Here is a 24,629-nt window from a genome sequence, read left to right as displayed (position 1 = left end):
CTCAAAACGCTTAGACCAAGCCTTTTTGCGAAAAGGCTTGGCAAGTGCTTTTGCAAAAGCACTTTTTTACTTAAAAACCGGCGCTCGTTTTTGCATATTCGCTATCACCGCTTCCATTTGATGCGGGGTCCCTACCAGCGAAGACTGCGCACGCGATTCTTCGAGCAAGACCGCCTCCGCATCATTCTCATACGCGTAAGAGACCAACGCCTTCCCGGCACGCACCGCTGACGGGCTTTTCGACGCAATCAACTGCGCCAATTCCAATGCACGCGCGACCGGATCGTCGTTAATCTCTGTCACGAGCCCATACTCTTTGCCATCGAGGCCCGAAAACTCTTCGCCCGTATAGGTCAAACGACGCAACACATCCGCGCGCATCAATGCAGGCCAAAGCACCATCCCGCCCATATCGGGCACCAAACCCCACTTCATTTCCAAGATCGACATCCGCGTATCAGGTGCTGCGATCCGCATATCTGCGCCAGACGCGATCTGCATACCCGCCCCGAAACACACGCCTTGAAGCGCAGCAATCACAGGTACTTCGAGTTGCTTCCAGACAAGCGAGACATGTTGATAGTCGTTCGAAGGACCGTGCGTGCGCGGCATCATTATTTCGGCCGGATCACCGCCTGCCAGGGCCGCAAAGCTCGCAACATCAAGTCCAGCGCAGAACGCATTGCCCTGCCCGGACAAAACCACAGCGCGCACATCTGTGTTGCCGCGCAAAGCTTCGCCAGCCGCGATAACCCCCTCCATCATGGCTGGGTCAACCGCGTTCATCTTGTCTGGACGCGAAAGCTCTACGTGAGCGACATGATCTGTGATGGTGGTTGTGACGCGTGACATGGCTGGCTCCCTTTTTAGCTAGAACCAGCTAGCCGCAAGCGCAGGCCAAAGAAAAGCGGAACGTTAGGGCACAGGTTCAGTGCTACTCCTACGGCACAGGCCCAGCACCGCGCCTACGGCACAAGCCGCTCAACCGCGCGCATCATGCCAAGCGATTTGTCGTAAACCAGCGTTAAGATCCGACGCCCACCTGTTTTAGCCGCAATCTGCGGAACTGTACGCACAGCGCCAGCAGCGACTGCGCTGACAATGAATCCTCTTCGGCTCAGCTTCATATCCTGCCCTCCGTAGTTGCGAATAATTCTCAAGTAAGTACGTATCGCGGTAGATTCAACCTTGCCACTTTAAGCCGTGCGATTTACCCATTTCAGAATGAGCCATCCCAGATACACCGCCCTCGCGCAGACTTTGCCTGCTTCCGTTCCTTTCGTTGGCCCCGAAGCGCAAGAACGCGCGCGCGGTGCCGTATTCGATGCACGACTTGGCGCGAATGAGAACGGCTTTGGCCCTGCGGCCAGCGTTCTAGAAGCAATCAAAACCAACGCGGATCAAGCTTGGATGTACGGCGAACCCGAAAGTCATGATCTGCGCAGCGCCATCGCGGCACATCATGGCATTGCGTTAAGCAATATTGTCGTCGGCGAAGGCATCGACGGGTTGCTCAGCTATCTGGTGCGCTTGTTGGTGACACAAGGCGATCACGTTGTGACCTCCGATGGAGCGTATCCGACATTCAACTACCATGTGGCAGGTTTCGGCGGCACCTTGCACAAGGTGCCCTACAACGCGGATCATGAAGACCCTGAAGCATTGCTCGCTAAAGCGCGCGAAGTGGGCGCAAAGCTGATTTACCTCGCAAACCCTGATAACCCTATGGGAACGTGGCACAAAGGCACTACCCTCGAAGAGATGGCCGCAAAGCTCCCTGATGGTTGCCTTTTGCTGCTCGATGAAGCCTACATCGACCTTGCGCCTGCCGATGCGATCCCTGATTTGGCGATCGAGCATCCCGGCGTCATTCGTATGCGCACCTTTTCCAAAGGGTACGGTCTTGCGGGAATGCGCGTTGGCTACGCACTTGGTGCGCCTGAATTGATCACGGCATTCGAGAAAATCCGCAATCATTTCGGCATGAACCGTTTGGCGCAGATCGCCGCTTTGGCAGCGCTCAAAGATCAAGCCGGGTTGCGCGAAATCCAGAAACAGGTTGAGACATCAAAACAAAGACTTGCACAGATTGCGGCTGACAATTCCTTGCACGGCTTGCCGTCCGCGACCAATTTTGTGGCGATTGATTGCGGCGCGGATGGAGAGTTTGCCCGCGCAGTATTGGCAAGCATGATTGACCAAGGCATCTTCGTTCGGATGCCGTTCGTTGCACCACAAGACCGCTGTATTCGCATTAGTTGTGGGCCAGAGCGAGAAATGGATCTGGTTGCGCACGCCCTTCCGGTAGCACTGAAAGCTGCACGAGGCGCATAATCCCTCAAAAGTTATCTGACTTTTAGAATTTCTGCGGTATCTTCTTTAAAGAGAGCGAGCCACAGAAAGGACAAAGCCGTGCAACATTACCCTCAAGCCGTTGAGAATTATACAAATACCTGTTTGGTGATGGGGTTTGTAAACTTGCTTTGGATTATGATCGCTATTTGGGCTTGGAAAGGATTTGTCGCCGCGCTGTTGTTAAGCGCGACAGTTTATCATGCCATCAAATGGCTCGATCTTCGACTCGCACGCACGCGACTTTAGGACAGAGCCTTTGCCGCAGCATCAAGCGCGCCTGCACCGTACGCAATATCGAGCGCTTCGAACCCTGCTTGCATTGTTGCAAGACCACCCAGCACCATATGCGCATTCACATGCCCCATATGACCGATGCGCAAGAACCCATCCCCCAAAGGGTCGCTCTCTTCCGACATGCCAAGCCCGATGCCAAGCGTCAGCCCTGCCTGATGTTCTGTCCAACGCCGCAAATCCTTGCCCGCTGGTGCCCCTAGTCGCAACGCCGTCACCGCGTGCGAACGATGCGCGCGCTCTGCGACGTTTAGTGTAAGCGGTCCGCCCTGCCCCCAAGCTTCGCATGCAGCCCAAATGGCCAAAGCGAGGGTTTCGTGGCGCAGCCAAACCGCTTCCATCCCTTCATCGTGGATCATATCGAGAGCAGCGCGTAGACCATACAGAAGATGTGTCGGTGCCGTACCGCCAAAATATTCAAAGAAATGCGCAGGATTGGCGCGCGGCACCCAGTTCCAATAGCGGCTTACGCGCGACATCGCGTCCCGCACTGCCGCTGCTTTGTCATTGAAAAATACGAACGCCAAACCCGGGGTCACCATCAGCCCTTTTTGACTGGCCGTGACCATTATATCGACGCCCCACGCGTCCATCTCAAAGCGATCACACCCCAAAGAGGCAATGCAATCCGCCATCAACAGTGCGGGATGACCTGCCGCATCCAGAGCGGCACGCAAGGAGGCAACATCATTCTTGATAGACGTCGATGTGTCCACATGCACAGCCAGCACTGCTTTGATCTTGTGCTCTTTATCAGCGCGCAACCGCGCCTCGATCTGATCCGCGTCCATCGGGGTTTTCATACCGAAATCGAGCAGCTCAACTTCTGCGCCAAGCCCTGTCGCCATTTCCCCCCAACCGACGCAAAACCGCCCCGTTGATGGCACCAAAACAAGATCATCCGGCGCAATTACATTGCTCAACGCGGCTTCCCACGCTGCATGACCATTGCCCATATAGATCGCCACATGATGTTCTGTGCGAGCGACACGGCGCAAATCAGGGATGATCCCTGCGGTCATCTCGATCAGCTCACCCTCATAGATATTGGGCGACGCACGGTGCATCGCGCGCAAAACCGCATCAGGCACCACAGAAGGGCCGGGAATAGCAAGATAAGGACGGCCATGTGCAAGGGACATAAGTTAGCTCCGATAAGGGTTACGCGTGACATTAGCCCCACGTCCTCTGCCGTCAACCAAGTGCTAAGCGCTCAAACCTTGCACGGGCAGCCCCCTAAGGCTACATGCCCACAGATACCAGAGCGACGAGGCCACGTGATGCTTAAGAAACTTGCGAAAACACTGGACGAAAAAGAACGCCAGTGGCGCTATTCTTTTGGGCGCAACATCACTGACCCAGTTGAGCGGCGCAAATCCGTTTGGCACTATAACATGTTTGATCACGCGTTCTTGCGCGCGGTTTGGACGAACTTCTATCCCGTTTCCAAGGATGTTTGGCGCTCGAACCAACCTACGCACAAGCGGTTTATGAAGTATCGCGACATGGGCATTCGCTCTGTGATCAACCTGCGCGGCGTTGATTTGCAATGCCACTATCTTTTCGAGAAAGAGAGCTGCGATATGCTCGGGATCGAGCTGCACAGCACAGTGCTTTGGGCGCGCTCTGCTGCCAACCGCGAGAATATCGTCGCGGTGATTGACCTGATGCGTACCGTGAAAAAGCCGATGATGTTCCACTGCAAATCCGGTGCGGACCGTGCTGGCTTTTGTGCTGCGATGTATCAAATGATTTTTGACGGCGTCCCTGTGCAAAAAGCGCGCGAACAACTGTCGCTGAAGTTCATTCACCTGAAATGGGGCAAAACAGGCGTGCAGGACTACATTTTGGACGTGTTCGAAGCACGCCAAGCCAAGTCCGACATTGATTTCGAGACTTGGATCCGCACCGAATATGATAACGACGTGATCCAGAACGGCTTTGACAGCAAGACGCCACCCGTGCAGATTGCCTGAAATGGCAGAGCCCGACACAACACCAAACCAAACCAGCCGCACTCTTCTAAGTTGGCTTTGGCGCAGCTATTTGAACCGTCATTGGGTGATGTTGCTCATCGCCACATTCTTCATGGCGCTCGAAGGATCGATGCTGGGGTTCCTGAGTTGGATGATGAAGCCGATGTTCGATCAGGTCTTCCTCGCAGGGGATCAATCAGCGCTTTGGTGGGTGGGTCTCGTGATCCTCGGAATCTTTTTGGTGCGCGCTGGTGCGTCGGTCATTCAAAAAGTCATCCTCACCCGTATTTCGCAACAATCCGAAGCGGACATGCGCGGCGATCTTCTGAGCCACCTGATGCGCCTTGATGTGAGTTTTCACCAAGTCAACGCGCCCGGCACATTGATGCAGCGTGTCATCGGCGACGTGTCTGCGGTTTCCCAAGTGTGGAACGCCATTATTACGGGTGCAGGTCGCGATCTTGTAGCGGTGGTGGTTCTTTTCGGCGTTGCGATGAGCGTTGATTGGCGCTGGACCGCCGTTGCGCTCGTAGGCGTGCCTTTGCTCGTGCTTCCGTCGCTCGTTGCGCAGCGTTATGTGCGCCGCAACAGTCGTACTGCACACCAGATTGCAGCGCGCCAATCAGGGCGGCTTGATGAAGTGTTCCACGGCATTGTTCCCGTAAAACTCAACCGTCTCGAGTCCTACCAAGAACGCCACTACGGCCAACTCAACCGTGAACGCGTTGAAATTGAAGTAAAGACTTCTCTCGGCACCGCCTCCATCCCCGGCCTCATCGATGCCATGTCTGGCGTCGGTTTTCTTGGCGTTTTGATCTATGGCGGTGGCGAAATCATCTCTGGCGAGAAAACCGTTGGCGAATTCATGGCCTTCTTCACCGCCCTCGGCTTCGCCTTTGAACCCCTGCGGCGCCTCGGCACGATCACAGGCGTTTGGGAAGCCGCAGCCGCCGGGATCGAACGCGTCATGGCACTGCTCGCACTTGAACCTGTTCACAAAACCCCTGCCAATCCTGTTGCAGCCCCTACAGGCACGCCAGATATTGCGCTTAGTGACGTGCATTTAAGCTACGGCGACACGCCTGTGCTGCGCGGCACCACGTTCAACGTCCCTGCCGGCAAAACAACAGCGCTCGTTGGCTCCTCTGGCGCTGGAAAATCAACCATATTCAACGTCTTAACACGCCTTACTGACCCGCAACACGGCACGGCCAAAATCGGTGGCGTCCCTGTCACAGACATGGCCCTTAGTGATCTGCGCGACCTCTTCTCGGTCGTCTCTCAAGACGCGCTGCTCTTTGACGAGAGCTTACGTGAAAACATCCTGCTTGGCCGAACAGATGTCTCTGACGCCCGCCTCAAAGACGTACTCGATGCTGCCCATGTCTCGGATTTTCTCGCCCAACTCCCGAACGGTCTCGACACAGCTGTCGGCCCGCGAGGCTCTGCACTATCAGGTGGCCAACGCCAACGCGTCGCGATTGCACGCGCGCTGCTGCGTGACACGCCAATCTTGTTGCTCGATGAAGCGACATCAGCACTCGACGCACAATCCGAAGCTGTCGTCCAATCCGCCCTGGAACGCCTTTCCATCGGTCGCACCACGCTGGTGATCGCACACCGCCTCTCCACTATTCGCGGCGCGGATCAGATCATCGTAATGGATGCCGGCAAGGTGGTTGAAAGCGGTACGCACGACGCATTGGTCGCGCTCAAACAAACCTATGCCTCTCTGCACCGGCTCCAATCAGAGAGCTGACGCATCTGCTTCATCTTTCAAAATAAACTTATCTGTTCCTGCCAACCGCGCTAGGGCTTGCGGTAGTGCAATGCCAAACGATCCACAGGCGTACCTGCAAAATACCGCAGCAAAGTCCACAAATTGCGCGCGCCTCTGCGCAGCCAACCGGCACGTTCATATTTTTCTGCACTCGTGACCGCGACCCCGTCGAGCGCTCTCAAGCGCCCTTTGAGTGCGCGCGCCATTGCGACATCTTCCATCAACGGCATATCGCTAAAACCGCCTACCTCGTCATAAAGCGCACGCGAAATCAACAGGCCTTGATCGCCGTAAGGCACGCCAAAAAGCTCCGAGCGCAAATTCGCCCAGCCCGCAACCAGACGTGCAGGCAAACCAGCTGAGGCGAACTTCAATCGAAAATACCCGGCGTCTTGGCGTTGCAAATGCGCGGCGGCCAAATTGCTCCAGCCGGCTTCCAACTGTGTGTCCGCGTGTAAAACCAAAAGCCAAACACCCTGTGCTGCTGAACATCCACGTTTCAACTGCCCGCCACGAGACGCCTCACCAGACACCCATTCCGCCCCAATGCCCAAAGCGATTTGTTGCGTGTCGTCGTTTGATCCGCCATCGCTGACAATTAACTCACGGATAAGCCCAGCCTCGACGCCCTCGACCAAAGCCGCGGCGCACCCTGCCAAACTCGTCTGAGCATTCAACGTCGGGATCACAACAGAAATTGGCGCGCGCATGGTTCTGCCCCTTCTCACTTCGGCTTGCTCTGCCTATATCAGCCATAGACCTTAAAGGGAGGCGAAAATGCCCAACGCTCACAACCGCCGTTTGCTGCGCCTCACTGGTGCGGATGCCAGTGACTTCCTACAAGGTCTTATCACCAATGATATACGCAAAATCGATCACGGGCTCGTTTACGCTGCGATCCTGTCGCCACAGGGCAAGTACCTTGCGGATTTCTTCGTTTCCAAAGAGGGGAACGCTTTGATCCTCGATACGGATGACGCGCAAACCGATATGCTCGCGAAGCGTCTCACGATGTATAAGCTGCGTGCAGATGTCACGATTGAGACTGATCCCCGCGCCGTTTCACGTGGTCTTGGCGACCCTCCAAATGGCGCGTTCACTGACCCACGTAACAAGGCCCTCGGCTGGCGCGCATACGACGGACAGGCGGGCGATGCTGACGTCGACTGGCTTGCCCTCAACGTCGAGTACGCAGTCCCAAGCGCAGGGATCGAGCTTACGCCCGACAGCTACATCCTCGAAATGGGCCTTGAGCGCCTGAATGGTGTCGACTTCAAAAAAGGCTGCTACGTCGGCCAAGAAGTCACCGCGCGGATGAAGCACAAGACCAAACTCAAAAAAGGTCTCGCTCAGGTGGAAATCACTGGCTCTGCCCCCATCGGTACAGACATCACCACTGAGGATGGCAAGCCCGCTGGCACGCTTTTCAGCCAGACGCCGACACACGCGCTTGCCTATCTGCGCTTTGATCGCGCCACAGGACCTCTCAACGCAAAAGACGCGCAGATTACCTACGCGCCTTAAGTCGCAAAGAAGTGCCAATCGCGGCAAGAGCCGCTCATCAAGCGCGCGTAGCGCTCAATAGGATCAGGCGCGCTCGGAGTATTCCATAGTGTCTGTGTTCACCACGATGCTTTCATCCTGTCCCACGAATGGCGGCACCATGACCTTCACCCCATTGTCCAGGATCGCGGGCTTAAAGCTGTTCGCCGCTGTTTGACCCTTCACCACAGGCTCGGTCTCTTCAATCTTGCAGATTACCTTTTGTGGGATCTTCGCGTGCAGTGCTTCCGCTTCATGGAATTCGACCACAATCGTCATACCGTCTTGCAAGAAAGGACGGCGATCGCCGAGCAATTCCGCTGGCAATTCAATCTGCTCATAAGTCTCTGAATCCATGAAAACGAGCATGCCGTCGCTCTCATACAAGAACTGCTGGTCTTTTTGCTCAAGACGCACGCGCTCCACCTTGTCGGCACTGCGGAAGCGTTCGTTGAGTTTAGAGCCGTTGCGCAGGTTGCGCATTTCGACCTGTGCAAATGCGCCACCCTTTCCGGGCTTCACATGATCCACCTTCACCGCAGCCCAGAGGCCACCGTTGTGTTCAAGGACATTTCCAGGGCGAATCTCGTTTCCGTTAATCTTGGGCATATGTGTCAAAACCATGTCAGAAGGTTGATGAAATCTTGATGCATCCTATATCTGGGAGGTAGCACCCATGCAAGAACGCTATATCTCGTGCTGCACCTGCAGCAAGCCATGCAATTTTTGCATAAGTGCTATGCAATAAGAGGGTATCCGAATCGGAGAGGATGAGTCATAAGAGCCTCTACGCCGGAAACACAAGAGCAAGAATAAGGATCGATATATGCGAGATTTCGTAGACGGTACTGCATACAATTCCGAGCAAGGCAATCGTGCCCGCAAGTTGTTCGCAGCAGTCGTTCTAGCAGCGCTCGACGATGCAATTGCCGACGATAAGAAATATGGAAACGGTCATGAGCAAATCGCTCGCTGGGCACGCTCACGCGATGGCCGTGAAGTCCTCTCTTGTGCGGGTATCGACCCAAACGAGCGTGTTGTTACAGGCCTCATGGACTTCGTCTCTAAGGGTGTGCGTACATCTGTTGCCCTGTCTCGCGAAGAGTCAGAGCGCCGCAACGCCGCACAGCAGGCAGAAGCCGCATAAACACCGCTTTCTCCTGAAAGCCAAAAGCGCCTCCGATCTGTTTTCGGGGGCGTTTTTATTTGTCTAAAAGACAAACATCCAAACTCGCGCCACCATCAATTCCATCGCAAGTAAGGCCAACGCCAAAACCCGCATTGGCCAGCCAGGAAAGCGGCGAAACAAAACAGCCACGCATATAAAGACGAGAGCGACTTCAAGCGGCTGCACCCATCCTGCGTGATGCGCGCGGTCCCAATAACTTACCGGGCTCTCAAACACCCAATTGCTTGCGGGCCAAAAATGCGGGCGACCGTCGGCATGATGAAGTGGGAAATCAAGCGCGATATGTAAAAGACCTGCCCCTGCAAACGCGATACCTGCGCGTGCTTTCCACCAAAGTGCAAACGCCAGAACCAATCCCCAGAGTAAAAACGAATTGTCGATCGCAAACACTGTCTGCCACGCGTCAGAAAAGTAGAGCTGTCCAAACACAACATTCGGTGGAATTTGTAGAATCACCAACGACACGCCTGCCATCACATAAAGCGATAAATCCGGCAGAAGTGCCCCAAAGGCCGAAGCCGCGGTCACTTTGCGACTATCGCGGCGCGAAAACGCGGCCAAACCCAAAATCAAATGCGCTGGTGTATTCATCGCTCTTTCTCTCACGGATGCTGCGCATTATGTCTGACGTGACATAAGGGGGCTGTCCATGACCAAAGCGATTATGATCCAAGGCGCGGGCTCGAATGTGGGCAAATCCATGTTGGTGGCTGGCATCGCACGCGCGTTCACGCTGCGCGGTCTTTCTGTAGCCCCTTTCAAGCCGCAAAACATGTCCAACAACGCAGCCGTGACCGTGGATGGTGGCGAAATTGGTCGCGCGCAGGCCTTGCAGGCATTGGCTTGTCGTAAAGACAGTCACACGGATATGAACCCCGTTTTATTGAAGCCCGAGAGCGATACAGGCGCTCAAATTGTGGTGCAGGGTCAGCGCTGGAACACACTGCGCGCGCGCGATTACGGCAAGATCAAACACAAGCTGATGCCACGTGTGCTAGAGAGTTTCCAACGGCTTGCACGCGATGTTGATCTGGTTGTCGTAGAGGGCGCGGGTAGCCCTGCAGAAGTGAACCTGCGCGCAGGCGACATTGCGAACATGGGTTTTGCACAAGCCGCAGGCGTGCCTGTGATCTTGACAGGTGACATTGATCGCGGCGGCGTCATCGCGCAGGTGGTGGGGACAAAAACCATCTTGCCAAAGGATGACGCAGACCGGATTAGCGGCTTTTGCATCAACAAGTTTCGCGGTGATGTGCGGCTCTTTGACGAAGGGCTGACAGCAATTTCCGATCATACGGATTGGCCGTCGCTTGGCGTCATCCCTTGGTTTGCGGACGCTTGGCGGTTGCCAGCAGAGGACGTCATGGACATCCGTTCGCACACCGGAGGGAGCTATAAAGTTGCCGTGCCGCGTTTGAGTCGGATCATGAATTTCGACGATCTTGATCCCTTGTCGGCAGAACCGAATGTAAGCGTCGAAATCATCGAGCAAGGACGTCCCCTACCCGGCGACGCGGACCTTATTTTGATACCTGGTTCCAAGGCGACCATCGCGGATCTTGCCTATTTTCGCGCGCAAGGTTGGGACGTTGATCTACACGCTCATGTTCGGCGCGGCGGCAAGGTTTTAGGGATTTGTGCAGGATATCAGATGCTTGGAAAAACCATTGGCGATCCTGACGGAATTGAGGGTGCACCGCAAACGGTTGATGGCCTCGGATTTTTGAACGTTGAAACAGTGATGATCCCGAAAAAGACCCTAGCGCGCACTCAGGCGCGGTACCTCGAAACGGGTGCGGAGCTTGAAGGCTATGAAATTCATCTTGGCGTGACAACTGGCGCGGATTGCGCGCGCCCTTGGCTCGAGGTGGATGGTCGCAATGAAGGCGCGTCAAGCGCAGATGGGCGCGTGCGCGGCACCTACTTGCATGGGCTGTTCACCTCAGATGAGTTTCGCGCAGATTTTCTTGAAGGTGGTGCCAAAAGCGAAATGAAATACGGCGAAACTGTCGAGCAAACACTCGATGCGCTTGCTGCTCATTTAGAAGAGCACATGGATCTTGATTTACTCTGGGAGCTTGCGCAGCCGGTTACGCTTTAGTCGAGTTCATTCGCGGCCAACGCTCTATAGATTTCACGTCGCACGAGCTTGCGAACATTGCGTGTGATCCGCTCACCCAGCGGGCCTTGCAGTTCTTGGCGTACGATTTCAGCGACCATATCGCGCAACATGTCTTCATCGAGCACACCAGTCACATCACCCGATGCAAGTAGCGTTTCGGAGGCGTTTTCGGCAATCTCTGTTTGAGCGGCGTCTACAGCTTCTGCGTGCGCGCGTTCAAATGCAGCCGCACCATCATTAAAGGCTGCAGTTTGCGACGGGTTGCTCGGGTCGGGCAAATCGCCCGTTGGCAAACCACTCACACGTTGTTCTTGGCTGTCTTCCCAAGGGAGCGACTTGCCGGGGCGGCCCGCATTCGCGCCATCATCGGCCCCGTCGGGTTCGAAATCTGTGTCAGAGCGAGAAATCAAAGCTTCGAGGGCAGCGATCTTGTCCTCGATCGTAACAGGCTCTTCAGCCGCTTCAATCGCTTCAACTTGCTCCGGTTCATCTAACGCAACTTCATCGGAAACTTGCTCTGTGACGACTTCAACCTCAACCACATCATCCGCGGGCTGATCTTCCACAAACTCAGCATCAGGCGTGGCCTGCTCGGCTGATGTTTGTTGTGTTTCAATGTCACGCGACAGCAATAACGTGTCACTATCTCCGTCAGACACATCTACTTCAGAAGGATTTTCATCAAACTGGGCATTTTCTTCATGCTGCGTAAGAATCAAAGCAGGCATTGCGTCTTGCCCATCAGAGGACAAATCCGTCGTTTGCTCATCGTTCTGAGCGGTTTTTTCATCAACCTCAGGCTCGATACGCAAGGCAGGCGTCAGCACCAAAGCCGGTGGCGCGACTTTTGGGGCAGGCGTCGTGCTATCCGCATCGGACCAGCTGTTTTCCTGTTCTAATTCAACAGGTTGCGGCGGAACATCTGAAGAGAAACCGACCTCGCGATCAAGTTTTTCGCTTGCGCGTGCTTCATCAGAAACAAGTCGGCGAATAGAGGACAATACATCCTCAATTTCGATATTGATTACCGGATCTGACATAATTATTCCATTCTCGCCTCACGCGCAGAATAACGCCCTGTGCGGATTCTCACAACAGATAGAACCAATTAGCCGGAGTTTTACCTCCAGCTATGGCAATTAAGCGCTGAGATGCTCCAAATGCTATTTCTTACCGAGCGAGCGCATCACACGATCGAGCTTATCACCTTGCTTGCTGCGCGCAGGCGCGTCTTTGACAAGATTGTAATAAGCGGTGGGATCATACTGCTGCACAGGCAAGTTCAGGTGCTTGGCTGTGAGCAAACCCATCGAGGCGAGCGCGGAATAAGCAGCAATAAATTGATCCGTTTGAACTCCGATCAGTGCAGAGCGCGCATTGAGCAGCTCTTGCTCCGCGTTGAGCACATCAAGGGTCGTGCGTGACCCTACATTCGCCTCTTCGCGCACACCTCTGAAGGCAACTGTCGCTGCTCTTATCTGGCGTTGACTTGCTTCGATAGAGGCTGCGGCCACACGCAATTGCGCGAACGCGTTGCCGACGCCCTGTTCAAGCTGGTGCTTGGTGATATGCAACCCAGAGCGCGCAGCATCGCGACGCGCCATGGCTTGACGGATCAACGCTGGAAGTCTGCCACCTTGATAAATCGGAACAGTCGCTTCGAGCGAAACAGAGCCACTGTTGGTCTTGGTCTTAGCGGACAAGCTGCGCGACGTGTTCACGCCACCGCGCAGTCTGAGATTGCCGCGCGATGCTGCTTCTGCGCGCATCACATTCAAATCAGCCGCAGAAACATCGTGTTTCACGGCCTGCATGTCTGGATGATTGCGTACTGCAATCGCTTTGGCCTTATCGACGGAGTTGGCCGTTTTGGGCAAGCTACGTGGTGCACGCAAATTGCCGGGCTTATGACCCACCGCGGCACGATACTCTTCTTGCGCAGATATCAAACCGCCCTCGGCAGCAGCGAGTGCTGAGCGCGCTGCCGCGAGACGTGCCTCCGCAAGAGCGACATCCGTGCGTGTGATTTCACCCACTTCAAAGCGATCACGCGCCGCGCGCAGTTCTTGCGAAATCAAACGAACATTGCTTTGACGCAAAACCACTGTTTCTGTCGTGCGACGCACGTTCATATAGGCTTGGATCGCGCGCAGCAGCACGTTCTGCTCCAGCGACAGCAGGCGTGCACGTGTAGCGAGCACATTCTCTTTCGCAGCCTCAATCGCGATCTTGGACTGGCCACCATCGTAGATCAAAAGCTCCATCGCGATCCCGATGGTCGCAGCTGTGTTACCCGTATCGCTGATCGTTCCCAATGAAGAACTTGTCGTGCGCGAGAAGCTACGCCCGAGCGAGCCTGTGAAATTCACAATCGGGCGAAGCGAGGCCATGGCGATTGCGACGTCTTCATCAGCGGCGCGTAACAGTGCGCGGTTTTGTTCTAGCAAACCAGAGTGATTGAACGCACCAACCAGAGCATCCGAGAGCGTTTCCGCGTTGCTTGGTTGCGCCAGCATCAAAGTTACACCAAGCGCCACGCCCCAGCGTTTGGTTTTTGCTTTAAGGTCGAACATCGTGCCCCCAGAAACTTTCTCGCACCAATTTCTTTGATACGTCTGTCTTGTTACGCGCGTCAGAGCAGCTTCCGTCGCGCGTTTGTTCACTTGCGCTTAGAGCGCGAAATCTACAGCCTTTTCAAAGCCAGGTAGCACGGGCGCGCTTGCGTTGAACGCAAGCCTCCAGTTTAGCTGACCATCAATTTTGCGCGCGACACGCACTTCGCCCAATGCACCTGTCATAAAGAGCGCTCCGATGCGCCCGCCCTCTTTGAGCTGATCGGTGATGCTGGCAGGCACACTTTCTACGCCACCTTGCAGTACGATGACATCGTATGGGCCATGCTCGGGCGCACCCGCATGGAGAGCGGCAGTCTGTACAATCACATTGTCTGCCCCCGCATCGTTAAGAGCTGTTAGCGCGTCTTTTGCGAGATCCTCATCGCTTTCCACCGCGACAACCGCTTGCGCAATATGCGCCATCACGGCTGCAGAATATCCGTAGCCAGAACCGATCTCGAGCACGAGTTCATCGTTCTGCAGGTCCAATGCATCCAGCATCTTGGCCAGTGTGCGCGGCTCTAGCACAACACGGTTCGCGCCAAGTGTGATGTTGCCATCCACATAAGCGGCCTCGCGCCGCTCACGCGGCACAAAATTTTCGCGCGCCACGTTTAGCATCGCATCGATGATCGGAAATTTGGTGACATCTGAGGGCCGGACCTGTGTGTCCACCATCATAATACGCCGTGCTGCAAAATCAGACATTGGCTAAACTCGCTCGTTCAGAATCCTTTGATCTTTAGTGCCACATCAAGTGTCTCTCCACAACGGTCAGATATGCCTAGACCTTCCGAGAAATAGAGAGAATTCACATCTCTTGGTACTTGCAGCGATTTGTCAGATCGGCTATCTGCCCGATATCACTGGCTGGCGAGTTGGTAGAGTGGTTATGCAGCGGATTGCAAATCCGTGTACACCGGTTCGATTCCGGTACTCGCCTCCATTTAAAATCAACCACTTAGAGTATTCCTTCCCATGCTTGGGGCCCACCGTTTACAGGGGCGTTTACATTTTCTTGTCTTGAGACAGTGATTTTGCCCGATTGAGCTTGCACAAAACTGCATCGCTTTCGTCCGGGCTAACCTGCGCATAATGTTCGATAACCTGCGCCGCATAGCGCACTGACCACCCCATTAGGACCGCGATTTGGCGCAAAGATAAGTCTGCATTCAGCAATCTTGTCGCAGCTGTCCCACGGGTATCGGACAAAGTCTTCTCGCGACCATCGATCCATGGCGGAATTTGTGCCTCACGCCGCCACTTTGTGATCTGGTTTGACGCCCAACGAGCTGTCAGAGGCCTACCGAGCTCAGAAACTAGCAGTACTTCCTGCTCCTCCGGCGTCTCCGAGATCAGCTGCTCAAGCGCTGAAGTGGCCGGGATATAGGCGATCTGCCCGCGCTTGCTGGTGCGAAAGCGAAGGCGTTTGCCGTGCGGTGTGTCTTCGAATTGGTCCATTTTGACCTGAACCAGATCCGCTGCGCGCAAGCCAGTTTCACATCCTGCAGCCAAGATCCTCTTGACCCACTTTGGCGCATGCTTGTTAAACAGGGCGATATCCCCGTTCGTCCAGATGATTTCAGTGCGGTTCGATTGATAGAGTTTCTTGAGCTTGTGGCAGTGGTGCTCCTTAAGTTTTCCCTCTTCGACCGCCCAATTCAAAAGGCGGGTCGCATGCGTGCCCGCCATGTCATGCTGTTTGGGCGAGTGGAGCCATTTCTTGCGCCAAGAGCTGACCTCGCCTCTTGAGGCGCGTTCTTCGAACATCGCAACGGGATCCGCTTCAAACTCCTGGCGAAAGAATTCCAACCACTTGCGAATATCTGCTTTGGAACGCTCCGCCTTGGGTAATGATGCGCTGGAGAGAAAGTCGTCAACCAAATGGGTCGTCAGGTATTCAGCTGGACTGATCGGCATGCCACACTGTGAAAAAGCATGGAAAAATTCAGGCTCTTTGGGGTTTGGTTCTGTTCCTTCCCAGAATTTTGGACCACCCCGCCATGCATAGAAGTGATAACGAACACCGGATACGACTTTACGCCTCACGCGATGAACCCCTTTGGGTAAGTTACTTCTGGGCACGGCGCGCTCTCCGCTGTGTGACTAGGCTCGGCTGCAAAGCCTCCTCGCGCTCAGCCTCGCTTATCCCCTGAACAGCATCCAATCGCGCCCGAATAAGTTTTGGATCATACCACCCCCGTCGCCCTGGCACTGGAACGATGCCCGTCCTACGGCAGAAGTCGTAGAAGGACGCGCTCGGCTCACTGTATCCGAACAAAAGTGCCAGTTTCGGGGTTGGAATTAGCTGAATTTGGCTTGGGCTCATTTCTCAGCCCCCGGACATGAGGAATCCTGTCGCAACATGGCCGCCCGCAGGCAGGTCACAACTTGCGCTCCCTGCGAACGCAGGTTCCGCACCGCTTCCTCTTCAAGCCAGGCTTTGACGTCCGCTGGCAGGTTAAGCTTGAACTGGGTTGTCTTCATATCTACACCTCAGAATCTGGACATTAAATGTCCATATCATTGGGGACAAATATTGTCCATACTGGAATCATGAAAGATGAAGCGTTACTCCAATTCAAACTCTTGCTTCCCGCCGCGCTCAAAAAGCGGCTGGAAACGCATGCCGCGCTCAATCGGCGCAGCATGTCTCAAGAAATCGTTGTCGCACTAGAAGAGAAATATCCTGCCGGAGAACCCGATGCGAGGTCTGACCCCGCCGCGCGCCTTCTGTTCTGGCTTGCCAAACGGATTCGCCGAAGAAATCCTAAACCCGGCTCACCCAGAGACAAGCAAGCTGCGCTATACGAGCGTATTGCAGGGGATATCGCGGAACGCATGAAGGACATCGGGGAATAACCCTAGTAGGCCACCCACTCGTATCCGTGGTTGCCTTCGTGATCTTCCCATTCCACGCCAACCCCGCGCCGCCAATTCGATGACGTGCAACGACGCGATGGCAGAACCCACTGTGGGGCGGCCGCTGGTGTCGTGCGCTGCCAGCCAAATTCACCCTGCGCGCCATAGGTCCCGAGCCGCATATTGTGGCGTTCTGAGCAATTGTCGTCGCGGCCACGTTCTCGATGGCTGTAATGCCGAACATCCCAAACGCGGATCGAGCGTACGAATTCGAACTCCAGGCCGCTGATGTCGATATCGGCGCTGCCTTCCACCACTTGCGCCAAGATAAATCGGCCAAGAGGTGGGCCAATTTGGTCGTTGGCGCTCCAAACTTTGGGTGCCGTACTTTGCAACGGACCTCGGTCGGCCACCCCCATCGGACAGCGCCAAATTTGTAACGGCGGCTCAATTGGCCACGGCGTGATCCGCCGGATGAACACAGCGCGCGCATACGTGCATTCGGCCGAGGCTGGCCAGCCGCCTGCGAGGCAAAGGAGGATCGCACAATCGACCGGATAGGCCTGGGCGGGTTGCGTGGTTACCAAGGACGCCAGCGAAAGCGTGGCCGCCCTTAGTAATTTGTGGATCAAGCCCTTCACCATAAGAAATCCCTCCCGCACTCAATACAATAATATTGCGTCATTGTTCTTCAGCCTTCCTTCTAAGGACCGTTCGAGCAAGAGGTTGGACTGCGGTGCCATCATTTTGTTGAATATATTCCGTAGAGTGCAGGGGTTGTTTCGGTCGAAATCGGCGCATGAATGCAAGCGAACTCATCGGGTTAAATATCCAAAACCTCAGGCAATCGCGCAAGTGGAGCCAGGAACGCCTTGCGGCTGAGGCTGGCATCGATCGAAGCTATGTGAGCCTGATCGAACACGGGCAGTCGTCCCCGACGGCAAAAAAACTGGAACAGATCGCAAAGGCGCTCGGTGTTAGCGTCCAAGCGCTTCATCACGAGCGAGGTGTAAACGTGCCAATTTCTCATGAACAGCGGCTCGAGGCAGAGCCCGTCGCGAAGCTGATTTGCCCCAAAACCGGCGTCAAGATGGGTGAAGTTTATGTTTGGGACAACGGAGAGCATCAGTTGTCTGTCCGCCCTGAGTTCGAAGAGCGGTTCTTCCCCAAAGAGGGCATGTAAGGCTGCGCACTACTCACTCCCCTAGCAATTCCAGCATCCGCGAATAGGCCTCGGTGGCCCGCTGCGCCTCGAAGAACGCGCGGTTTCGCTCTTGATCAAGACAGTGGAAGTAAGCGTTTGCATCCGCGAAGTAGGTCTCGAAGTCTGCGCGCAGAATGTCGGCATAAATGCGGGTATCAACCGGATCAAAAGGCAAAAACGGCACAGCGGGTGCCACGCAGCCCTGCGCAAATCCCGGCGTGATCGATACCATTATCCAGACCGCCAATTTCCATGTTCTCATTGCTGTCGTCATGACTTGGTTTTTTGGATCCGCTGCAGTATTATTCTTTGAATGCATGAAGGCCGTGTTGCGCTGCAATATCACGCTTGATTGCAAGATTATAATACTGTAGTGCTTGGCCTGTCCATGAGGGACAGCCGGGCGCTCCGTTAATTTATGGAGGCCCGGATCACATGAACTGGATGCAAGACGCCCCAAATGTTGTCAGCGAAGACGGACTGCGTAAATTCCTTGGTGAGGGCCACAGCTGCGATGTGCTGTGCCGGGTCACGCCCGAGCGCACGTCGGCACAATGGTCTGGCGTCTGGACTGTGCATTGCGGTGCCCCCGATGGCGAACGCCGCCTCTTGGTTACGGCCCGTAACAACATGGTCGCGCGCGAGTTCAAGACGATCAACGGGCTCACAAGCTTCGTGGCCAGCCTTGGCTTTGATCTGGTCTCGATTCCGATGGTCGAAGGCAAAGTCGCATCGCACACGCTTTCCAAGGACAAGTAATTCCCTCGCACTTCTAACTTGTACTGCCCTACTGATCTCCTCCCCGGCAGATGCAGAGGGCTTTGTGCTCGCTATGGCTTCAGATGGTCAACTGGCAGCACAATCCCCGCAAGTAGGGTTTGCACAAAGCTATGTCGCGGGTCGACCGGCAAACATCAGCGGCGGCGGAGGCCGCTCTGCGTGCAGATCTTGATGAGCGCGCGCGGCAAATCCAGCGCCTGCAGACAGATCTGGAACTCGCGCAACTCGAAGCCCCAACCACCCCGCGCCAACCCGGACCCTCGGCCGAAGACCTGCGCCTGCAAGAGCTGGAGGCGCGGCGGCAAGCCGAGCGCGCCATTCTCGAGGCCCGCATCGCCAGCCCGATCATCGCCTTCGGTTCCAGCGGAGGAGGTACTGATGAAAGCGCGGCTGAGCAGCGCCGCCTCGATGGTGAGACGGAATTCGTCCGCAATGGCGCGCAGCCAGCAACCGTTACCCAGGCCCAGACGATCGTGAACCCGTCCAACACGGTTGTGCAGGGCACGATGATCCAGGCCGCGCTGGAAACCGCCATCGACAGCCAGCTTGCTGGTCCCGTCCGCGCGCTCGTCTCCGAAGACGTCCATGCCTATGACGGATCCCGCGTGCTTATCCCGAGAGGATCGCGACTGATCGGGCGGTATCAATCCGGCGTGGATATCGCACAGCAGCGGATCACAATCGCCTGGGACCGGATCATCCTGCCAGACAACCAGAGCTTCGAGATCAGCGCCTTTGGCGGCGACGAACTGGGCCGCTCCGGCACCACCGGTTTTGTTGACAGCCGGTTTGGCACGCGCTTTGGATCGGCCGCGCTGATTTCGCTGATTGGGACTCTCCCAAGTGTGGCAGCCGAGTCCACCGATGATGAGCGCACGGCTGAAGCCCTCGAAGGCACTGCCGAAAGCCTGCAGGACAGCGCTCAAGGTGTGATTGGCGAGTATCTTGCGCTCGCGCCCGTCATCTATGTCGACCAAGGCGCGCGCGTCACCGTCACGGTCGACCGCGATCTGGAGATCTTCTGAGACATGGGTGCCAGTTACCTGCAAAGCTCCCTCGACCAACTGCCCGCCGCGCGCGATCCCAAGCTCATCGAGCTGTGTATCAACCCTGACGGCACGGTCTGGGGCGAGATGCAGGGTGATCATTTCATGCGTGCGCTGGATATGCGCCTTACGCCCCATGCCGCACAAGATCTCGGCGCGCAAATTGCCTCCGCTGCCAACACCACGCTCAGCCAGGCAAAACCCATCGTGTCCGTCAGTATCCTCTACCGGGACAGGCCGATCCGCGCCCAAGTGATCCAGCCACCCGCCGTCGAAGGCGGCTTTGCGATTTCACTGCGGTTTTTTGCCGACCTGCCGCTCGACAAGATCCAGCTGACGTATCTCTTTGGATCCGAACGCAGTTCCGAAGCCACGCGTCGCGCGCGCAACACAGAGTTGCGCACCGTCGTCGCCACAGGCGATATCGAGGCCGCCATCGCCTTCTGCGTCAGCCACAAGCTCAACATGATCGTCTCGGGTGGCACCTCCACCGGCAAGACCGTCACCGCACGCAAGATCCTATCCTTTGTTCCCGAGGCCGAGCGCCTGATCACGATTGAGGACGCGGCCGAGCTGATGCCCACACAGCCCAATACCGTGACGCTGATGGCCGATCGAGAGGCACGCGAGCGCAGCGCAGATCAGCTGCTGACCGCGACCCTGCGCATGCGACCCGACCGGATTGTTCTGGGCGAGGTCCGCGGCAAGGAGGCCATGACCTTCCTCGAGGCGATCAACACCGGCCATGGCGGATCGCTCACCACGCTGCATGCCGAGACCCCACAGCTCACAATCCAGCGCCTCGCAATCGCGGCGCTCAAGACCGATGTCCCCATGACCTACCAGGATATGATCCATTACATCACCCGCTCGATCGACGTGATCATCCAAGCTGGACGCCACGCGCGCGCGGGATCACCGAGTTCTACTTGCCCAGCGTTGAAACAGAAAAAACTGAGACCGCAGATGTTTGAATACCTCACACGCCAGATCAATACAGGCCGCAAGAAACCGCAAACTTATGCCGAGGAGCTGAATGCCCTCGGGCGCGAGGGCTGGGAGCTTGTTGCCGTGACACCGGATTTTGACGGCGAGCATATCCTCACCGCGTTTCTGAAGCGGCCGCTGAAGGCCGCGCACTGATCGAAGCAAAAGAGCGAGGCGGATCCGATGGGCGTTGTCACCTGGATGGTAGAGACCACAGACGGTTATCTTGACGGGGCGGCCGAGACGACCTTTGGCACCGTCGCCAGCCAGGTAGGCGGTATCATTGCCGTGGGCTCAACCCTCGCCGTCATTGGCCTCTTCGTAAACATGGTCCTGCAGGTGCGGTCGGTTGATGGCCGCACCGCTTTCTGGTTTGCCATCAAGCTCATGCTGATCACGCTCTTTGCGCTCAACTGGGTGCAGTTCAACACCATTGCGGGTGCCATCACAAATGGTCTTGATCAGCTGGCTGGCGGTATGATCGTGGGCCTTGGCGGCGGTGGTGCAGGATCCGCCTATTTTGCCGCCGCCTTCGATGATCTCATCGCTGAGTTCGGAAACTACCTCAATACCGCGGGCGACAATATGCACTGGATGGCCGGGGCACTCATTGGTGCCATAGGCGCGTTTCTGCTCGGCATCATCGGCGCGCTCTGCGGGCTGGTATTGATCTTTGCCAAAATTATGCTGGCCTTCATGATCGGCATCGCGCCAATCATGATCGCGCTATCGCTCTTCGACGTGACCAAGGATTATTTCCTGCGCTGGCTGTCCTCCACCGTCTCCTACGCGCTCTACCCGCTGGTCATCGCGGGTGTTTTTTCCACCGTGGTCGGCATGTCGCAGTCCTTGCTGGCCGAGCTTGGTGATCCCGACGGGGCCAGTAACATCGGTGCGCTCATCCCCTTCTTCATGATGATGTTCCTCGCCGGTGGCATGATCGTCGCCACACCGCTGATCGTCCGCGCAATCTCGGGCAACTTGATGATGGCAGGTCCGCCAAGCATGCCCGGCGTCAGCGGGTTCGCAAAAGGCGTGGCTGGAACCAGAGGATCGCGCGCACGGGCGCGGTTCGGCACGCAGTCAGCTGGGGAAATCGCGGGTACGGGTGTGCGGCAGGCCGGTAGTGCTGCCGCTTCACTGGTTCAGAAGGTGTCGGAGAGGTCAAAAAGGTTGGAATGAATTGGCCCGCGACGCCTTGGGTTGGGGCTGTCCCCCATCTGAAGCCAGTCTTGTTATCGCAGCTACGAAAAGTGTTCGCATTTTGTTCTGATGCAATGTAAACTGGCAAGAGATAAGATGTAAAAGCTTGCGAACATGCGTTGAACGACATCGGTGCGTGGCTGCAAGTTTGGAAAACTGGGTTCTTGAAATGACGAATACTCAAATGGGCCATATATTCTTGCCGACTGTATCGCGCTGTGGCTATTTCCAAATGCTGGACGTGGACGCATGATTACTCAGCCGCCTCATATCTACAATGCCACTGCCGGGCTACCTGCAGGGTGGAACTGATATGGGCGGATCGATTGTTATTGCCGAAAAACCCTCACAGGCACGCAACCTACGCGAAGCGTTGGGAAACCGCTATGGTCGGATATTGTCCGCACGCGGGCACATCTTCAAACTGGCAGAGCCCGCTGAAGTCAACGACGCTTGGAAGAAGTGGTCTTATGAGGTGTTGCGCCCTGAAGCTGGATTTTATCCGCTGCGCCCGGACAACAGCCATGGCAAAGACAAGCTGATTGCAGAAATCAAGGCGGCCCTGAAAGAAGCTGACCGCGTGATTATCGCAACCGACTGTGACCGCGAGGGTCAGGCCATCGGTGAAAACATCCTTCGCTACTTCAAATTCAAGGGTGAGGTGCTCCGGGCAATGTTTTCTGCGGAAGACCCAGCCTCCCTGCGACAATCATTCGAGACCTTGAAGCCCAATGAGCACTTCAGACCGCTTTACGCTGCTGCCGTGGCGCGCGCGCAGAGTGATCAGATTGCCAACCTGACAGCCACACGTGCTGTGACGATTGCCCTCAAGCCGCATGGCATGAAGGGGGCCATTGGCATCGGCCGAGTCAAAACCCCAACCATGGGGATCGTCTGCGCAAGGGAGCGCGAGATCAGAGGTTTTGAGCCAAGGCCCTATTTTGATCTTTGGGTTGATGTCAGTGACGGCAAAGAGGTCCTGCGCCTCAAGCACTTCCCTGCGCACGAAGCCCGGGTTTTTGATCAGGATTTGGCGCAAAGGATCATCGCATCCTTTGATCCTTGGAAAGGCCCTTTGCAGGTTACCTTTGAGAAAAAGAAGCAACCGCCGCCACGCCTGATGGATTTGCCGCTCTTGCAGCAACGTGCGGCGCGCTGGGGCTGGTCGGCACAAAAAACGCTTGATGTGGCACAGAAGCTTTATGAGACCCACAAGGTTACGACGTACCCTCGGGCTGAGACCAAATATTTGCCGGAAGCCGAAAAGCAAAATGCCCAAGCCATGCTCGATGGCCTGCGGGAGCTGCCGTTTGTCAAAGTGGCCTACCGGACACCAACATATCGCATGGGCAAGCGAGGCTGCTTTTCTGATGAAGGGCTTGCGGGGGCTTCGCACCATGCGATTATTCCGAACTTCAAGACCCGAGATAAATGGGCGCGTGTGCTCCGGGCAATGGCCGGCGATGAGCGTCGTCTTTTTGAACTGATCGCACTGAGCTATACCGCAGCCATTGGGCCGGACCGTCTTTATGACCGCACAGAAATCTCGTTGATGGCTGGACAGCGCAAGTTTGCCGCAAGTGGTATTGTCGAACGGCAACCAGGCTGGCGAGAGGCGCTCGGCGCGGACCCTGATGCCAGCAAGAAGAGCGACGCCGAGGCTGCGGCCATCCTGCCGCCCTGGAAAGACCGCCAGATAGTCGATGCCGTCAAAGCCGGGGCGGATAAAAAGACGACCAAGCCACCAGCACGGTTCAATGAAGGCACCTTGATCAAAGCAATGCAGGAAGCGTGGAAATATGCCCGTGATCCAAAAACAGCGGAGCGCCTAAAAGGGGCTGCCGGGATCGGAACGCCAGCGACGCGCGCCTCCATTCTCGAGGGGCTAAAAACCCAGAACCTGTTTGAGGTCATTGATAAGCATCTAGCGCCAAGCACCCTCGCACTGGCGATCTACGACGTTCTGCTGAAAGAGGCCCCCGAAATCCTTGATCCAGCTGCGACGGCTGAAATGGAGCTGGCTCTTGATGGTATTCTCAAAGGGGAGCAGGATCCACGCACTGTGGTCGACACAATTGTGGCCCGCGCGGCGGCCTTGGCCGCAAAGATGGAGCAGCGCGGCCAGTCAGGCACCAAGCTCGATATTGATTTTACTGCCAAACCAAGCCCAAAGATGCTTCAGGCCGCACGCGCCAAAGCGAAGCGGATGGGGACACGCTTGCCCAATGGCGCAACAACTGACCGCAAGATCTGTTCGGAATTCCTCGGGCCGCGACCGCAAGGAAACGGTCCAAGTGATGCCCAGCTGGCCTTTGCGCGCAAGATTGCCAATGACGCGAACGTCGACTTGCCGGACGCAATCCTTGGAGATCGCGCAGCCCTTTCTGCCTTTATCAAAAAGAACAAAGGGAAGTTGCCAAAGCGCGGCGCGAAGTCTGAGGGTATCAAAGATAAGCATGATCGACGGTAAGAGAGAGCAGCGATGAGCAGTGCGAAGAAATCATGGAAAGACGTCAAACCGGTGCTGTCGGGGTTTTCTTCCGCCCAACTTCTGGGGTTGGTCCAGGACCTATACCGCCTGAATGCAGAAAACGCGTCCTTCATGCATTCCCGTTTCTTGAGTGAAGTGGTCCGGCAAAACTGGACAGCGTGCTAAGATGTATCCAACCTTGAAGAC

The 24,629-nt window shown here is 56.0% G+C and carries 25 protein-coding genes, 1 tRNA gene and 2 pseudogenes; 16 read left to right on the top strand and 12 right to left on the bottom strand.

Annotation, left to right across the window (positions count from 1 at the left end):
• Positions 1-66: 66 nt before the first annotated feature.
• Together PFRI_RS10430 and PFRI_RS10425 are read right to left on the bottom strand one after the other, a co-directional pair.
• Positions 67-852, bottom strand: coding sequence for a crotonase/enoyl-CoA hydratase family protein (locus tag PFRI_RS10430; protein ID WP_072630644.1), 786 nt, complete (start codon positions 850-852; stop codon positions 67-69).
• A 113-nt stretch (positions 853-965) separates the two neighbouring features.
• Positions 966-1,127, bottom strand: a complete 162-nt coding sequence (locus tag PFRI_RS10425; protein ID WP_072630643.1) for a Tat pathway signal protein — start codon at positions 1,125-1,127, stop codon at positions 966-968.
• A gap of 97 nt (positions 1,128-1,224) precedes the next feature.
• Between PFRI_RS10425 and PFRI_RS10420 the strand changes: the two genes are divergently transcribed.
• Together PFRI_RS10420 and PFRI_RS10415 are read left to right on the top strand one after the other, a co-directional pair.
• Positions 1,225-2,334: a pyridoxal phosphate-dependent aminotransferase gene (locus tag PFRI_RS10420; protein ID WP_072630642.1), complete on the top strand. Its 1,110-nt coding sequence runs from the start codon at positions 1,225-1,227 to the stop codon at positions 2,332-2,334.
• Between the two features lie 78 nt (positions 2,335-2,412).
• On the top strand, positions 2,413-2,601 hold the full coding sequence (locus PFRI_RS10415) for a hypothetical protein (protein ID WP_072630641.1): 189 nt from the start codon (positions 2,413-2,415) through the stop codon (positions 2,599-2,601).
• On the opposite strand, the gene PFRI_RS10410 is transcribed toward PFRI_RS10415, so the two are convergent.
• A complete protein-coding gene (locus tag PFRI_RS10410) occupies positions 2,598-3,788 on the bottom strand; it encodes a pyridoxal-phosphate-dependent aminotransferase family protein (protein ID WP_072630640.1) in 1,191 nt (396 codons plus the stop codon). The two genes, PFRI_RS10415 and PFRI_RS10410, sit on opposite strands and share 4 nt — an antisense overlap.
• A 138-nt stretch (positions 3,789-3,926) precedes the next feature.
• Here PFRI_RS10410 and PFRI_RS10405 point away from each other — a divergent pair, with 138 nt between their 5' ends.
• Positions 3,927-4,622, top strand: coding sequence for a phosphatase domain-containing putative toxin (locus tag PFRI_RS10405; RefSeq protein WP_072630639.1), 696 nt, complete (start codon positions 3,927-3,929; stop codon positions 4,620-4,622).
• Between the two features lies 1 nt (position 4,623).
• Positions 4,624-6,381, top strand: coding sequence for an ABC transporter ATP-binding protein (locus PFRI_RS10400; RefSeq protein WP_072630638.1), 1,758 nt, complete (start codon positions 4,624-4,626; stop codon positions 6,379-6,381).
• 50 nt (positions 6,382-6,431) lie between these two features.
• Here the strand turns inward: PFRI_RS10400 and PFRI_RS10395 are convergent, their stop codons facing one another.
• Positions 6,432-7,112: a TIGR04283 family arsenosugar biosynthesis glycosyltransferase gene (locus PFRI_RS10395; RefSeq protein WP_072630637.1), complete on the bottom strand. Its 681-nt coding sequence runs from the start codon at positions 7,110-7,112 to the stop codon at positions 6,432-6,434.
• 67 nt (positions 7,113-7,179) lie between these two features.
• On the opposite strand from PFRI_RS10395, the gene ygfZ reads away from it, so the two are divergent.
• On the top strand, positions 7,180-7,926 hold the full coding sequence (ygfZ, locus tag PFRI_RS10390) for a CAF17-like 4Fe-4S cluster assembly/insertion protein YgfZ (protein ID WP_072630636.1): 747 nt from the start codon (positions 7,180-7,182) through the stop codon (positions 7,924-7,926).
• 63 nt (positions 7,927-7,989) lie between these two features.
• On the opposite strand, the gene efp is transcribed toward ygfZ, so the two are convergent.
• Positions 7,990-8,553 carry an elongation factor P gene (gene efp, locus PFRI_RS10385; protein ID WP_072630660.1) on the bottom strand — a complete coding sequence of 188 codons (564 nt, stop codon included), beginning with the start codon at positions 8,551-8,553 and terminating at the stop codon, positions 7,990-7,992.
• A 217-nt stretch (positions 8,554-8,770) separates the two neighbouring features.
• Here efp and PFRI_RS10380 point away from each other — a divergent pair, with 217 nt between their 5' ends.
• Entirely contained in the window at positions 8,771-9,091 is a 321-nt protein-coding gene (locus PFRI_RS10380) for a DUF6280 family protein (protein ID WP_072630635.1), read from the top strand.
• A 63-nt stretch (positions 9,092-9,154) separates the two neighbouring features.
• On the opposite strand, the gene PFRI_RS10375 is transcribed toward PFRI_RS10380, so the two are convergent.
• Positions 9,155-9,724, bottom strand: coding sequence for a cobalamin biosynthesis protein CobQ (locus PFRI_RS10375; protein ID WP_072630634.1), 570 nt, complete (start codon positions 9,722-9,724; stop codon positions 9,155-9,157).
• A gap of 58 nt (positions 9,725-9,782) precedes the next feature.
• Between PFRI_RS10375 and PFRI_RS10370 the strand changes: the two genes are divergently transcribed.
• Positions 9,783-11,234 (top strand): cobyric acid synthase, encoded by a 1,452-nt coding sequence (locus tag PFRI_RS10370; RefSeq protein ID WP_072630633.1) that lies wholly within the window; start codon positions 9,783-9,785, stop codon positions 11,232-11,234.
• On the opposite strand, the gene PFRI_RS10365 is transcribed toward PFRI_RS10370, so the two are convergent.
• The 3 genes from PFRI_RS10365 to PFRI_RS10355 all read right to left on the bottom strand — a co-directional run bounded on the left by PFRI_RS10365 (position 11,231) and on the right by PFRI_RS10355 (position 14,578).
• Positions 11,231-12,295, bottom strand: a complete 1,065-nt coding sequence (locus PFRI_RS10365) for a hypothetical protein (protein ID WP_072630632.1) — start codon at positions 12,293-12,295, stop codon at positions 11,231-11,233. The two genes, PFRI_RS10370 and PFRI_RS10365, sit on opposite strands and share 4 nt — an antisense overlap.
• Positions 12,296-12,418: 123 nt before the next feature.
• Positions 12,419-13,828, bottom strand: coding sequence for a TolC family outer membrane protein (locus tag PFRI_RS10360; RefSeq protein ID WP_072630659.1), 1,410 nt, complete (start codon positions 13,826-13,828; stop codon positions 12,419-12,421).
• A 96-nt stretch (positions 13,829-13,924) separates the two neighbouring features.
• A complete protein-coding gene (locus PFRI_RS10355) occupies positions 13,925-14,578 on the bottom strand; it encodes a protein-L-isoaspartate O-methyltransferase family protein (protein WP_072630631.1) in 654 nt (217 codons plus the stop codon).
• 164 nt (positions 14,579-14,742) lie between these two features.
• Here PFRI_RS10355 and PFRI_RS10350 point away from each other — a divergent pair.
• Positions 14,743-14,816, top strand: a tRNA-Cys gene (locus tag PFRI_RS10350).
• Between the two features lie 62 nt (positions 14,817-14,878).
• Here the strand turns inward: PFRI_RS10350 and PFRI_RS10345 are convergent.
• The gene (locus PFRI_RS10345) at positions 14,879-15,919 is read right to left on the bottom strand and encodes a tyrosine-type recombinase/integrase (RefSeq protein WP_245812342.1); all 1,041 of its coding nucleotides are present in this window, start codon (positions 15,917-15,919) and stop codon (positions 14,879-14,881) included.
• Between the two features lie 465 nt (positions 15,920-16,384).
• On the opposite strand from PFRI_RS10345, the gene PFRI_RS10335 reads away from it, so the two are divergent.
• Complete coding sequence (locus PFRI_RS10335) at positions 16,385-16,732, top strand: hypothetical protein (protein ID WP_146251918.1); 348 nt, start codon at positions 16,385-16,387, stop codon at positions 16,730-16,732.
• Between the two features lie 2 nt (positions 16,733-16,734).
• On the opposite strand, the gene PFRI_RS21665 is transcribed toward PFRI_RS10335, so the two are convergent.
• Positions 16,735-17,151 carry a hypothetical protein gene (locus PFRI_RS21665; protein WP_245812340.1) on the bottom strand — a complete coding sequence of 139 codons (417 nt, stop codon included), beginning with the start codon at positions 17,149-17,151 and terminating at the stop codon, positions 16,735-16,737.
• Positions 17,152-17,531: 380 nt separating this feature from the next.
• On the opposite strand from PFRI_RS21665, the gene PFRI_RS10325 reads away from it, so the two are divergent.
• Complete coding sequence (locus PFRI_RS10325; RefSeq protein ID WP_072630627.1) at positions 17,532-17,915, top strand: type II toxin-antitoxin system RelB family anti-toxin; 384 nt, start codon at positions 17,532-17,534, stop codon at positions 17,913-17,915.
• A 13-nt stretch (positions 17,916-17,928) separates the two neighbouring features.
• Here the strand turns inward: PFRI_RS10325 and PFRI_RS10320 are convergent, their stop codons facing one another.
• On the bottom strand, positions 17,929-18,198 hold the full coding sequence (locus PFRI_RS10320; RefSeq protein ID WP_072630657.1) for a hypothetical protein: 270 nt from the start codon (positions 18,196-18,198) through the stop codon (positions 17,929-17,931).
• Positions 18,199-18,371: 173 nt separating this feature from the next.
• On the opposite strand from PFRI_RS10320, the gene PFRI_RS10315 reads away from it, so the two are divergent.
• The 6 genes and pseudogenes from PFRI_RS10315 (at position 18,372) to PFRI_RS10295 (ending at position 24,422) form a co-directional block, all read left to right on the top strand.
• A complete protein-coding gene (locus PFRI_RS10315) occupies positions 18,372-18,695 on the top strand; it encodes a hypothetical protein (RefSeq protein ID WP_072630626.1) in 324 nt (107 codons plus the stop codon).
• 155 nt (positions 18,696-18,850) lie between these two features.
• Positions 18,851-19,741 (top strand): annotated as a pseudogene (locus tag PFRI_RS10310) (TraB/TrbI/VirB10 family type IV secretion system protein); the annotation flags it as partial.
• Between the two features lie 3 nt (positions 19,742-19,744).
• Positions 19,745-20,736: pseudogene (locus PFRI_RS10305) on the top strand (ATPase, T2SS/T4P/T4SS family).
• Entirely contained in the window at positions 20,729-20,905 is a 177-nt protein-coding gene (gene sp36, locus PFRI_RS21125) for a Sp36 family protein (protein WP_139292113.1), read from the top strand. The pseudogene PFRI_RS10305 and the gene sp36 overlap by 8 nt, the downstream one beginning before the upstream one ends.
• A gap of 27 nt (positions 20,906-20,932) precedes the next feature.
• The gene (locus PFRI_RS10300) at positions 20,933-21,931 is read left to right on the top strand and encodes a TrbL/VirB6 family protein (protein ID WP_072630625.1); all 999 of its coding nucleotides are present in this window, start codon (positions 20,933-20,935) and stop codon (positions 21,929-21,931) included.
• A gap of 334 nt (positions 21,932-22,265) precedes the next feature.
• Complete coding sequence (locus PFRI_RS10295) at positions 22,266-24,422, top strand: DNA topoisomerase (RefSeq protein WP_072630656.1); 2,157 nt, start codon at positions 22,266-22,268, stop codon at positions 24,420-24,422.
• The last annotated feature ends 207 nt before the right edge of the window (positions 24,423-24,629 follow it).

Source organism: Planktotalea frisia, from assembly GCF_001890925.1.
In the GTDB taxonomy this organism is placed as follows: Bacteria; Pseudomonadota; Alphaproteobacteria; order Rhodobacterales; family Rhodobacteraceae; genus Planktotalea; species Planktotalea frisia.
The sequence above is the reverse complement of the archived record's forward strand: the minus strand, read 5'-3'. Positions and strand labels throughout refer to the sequence as shown.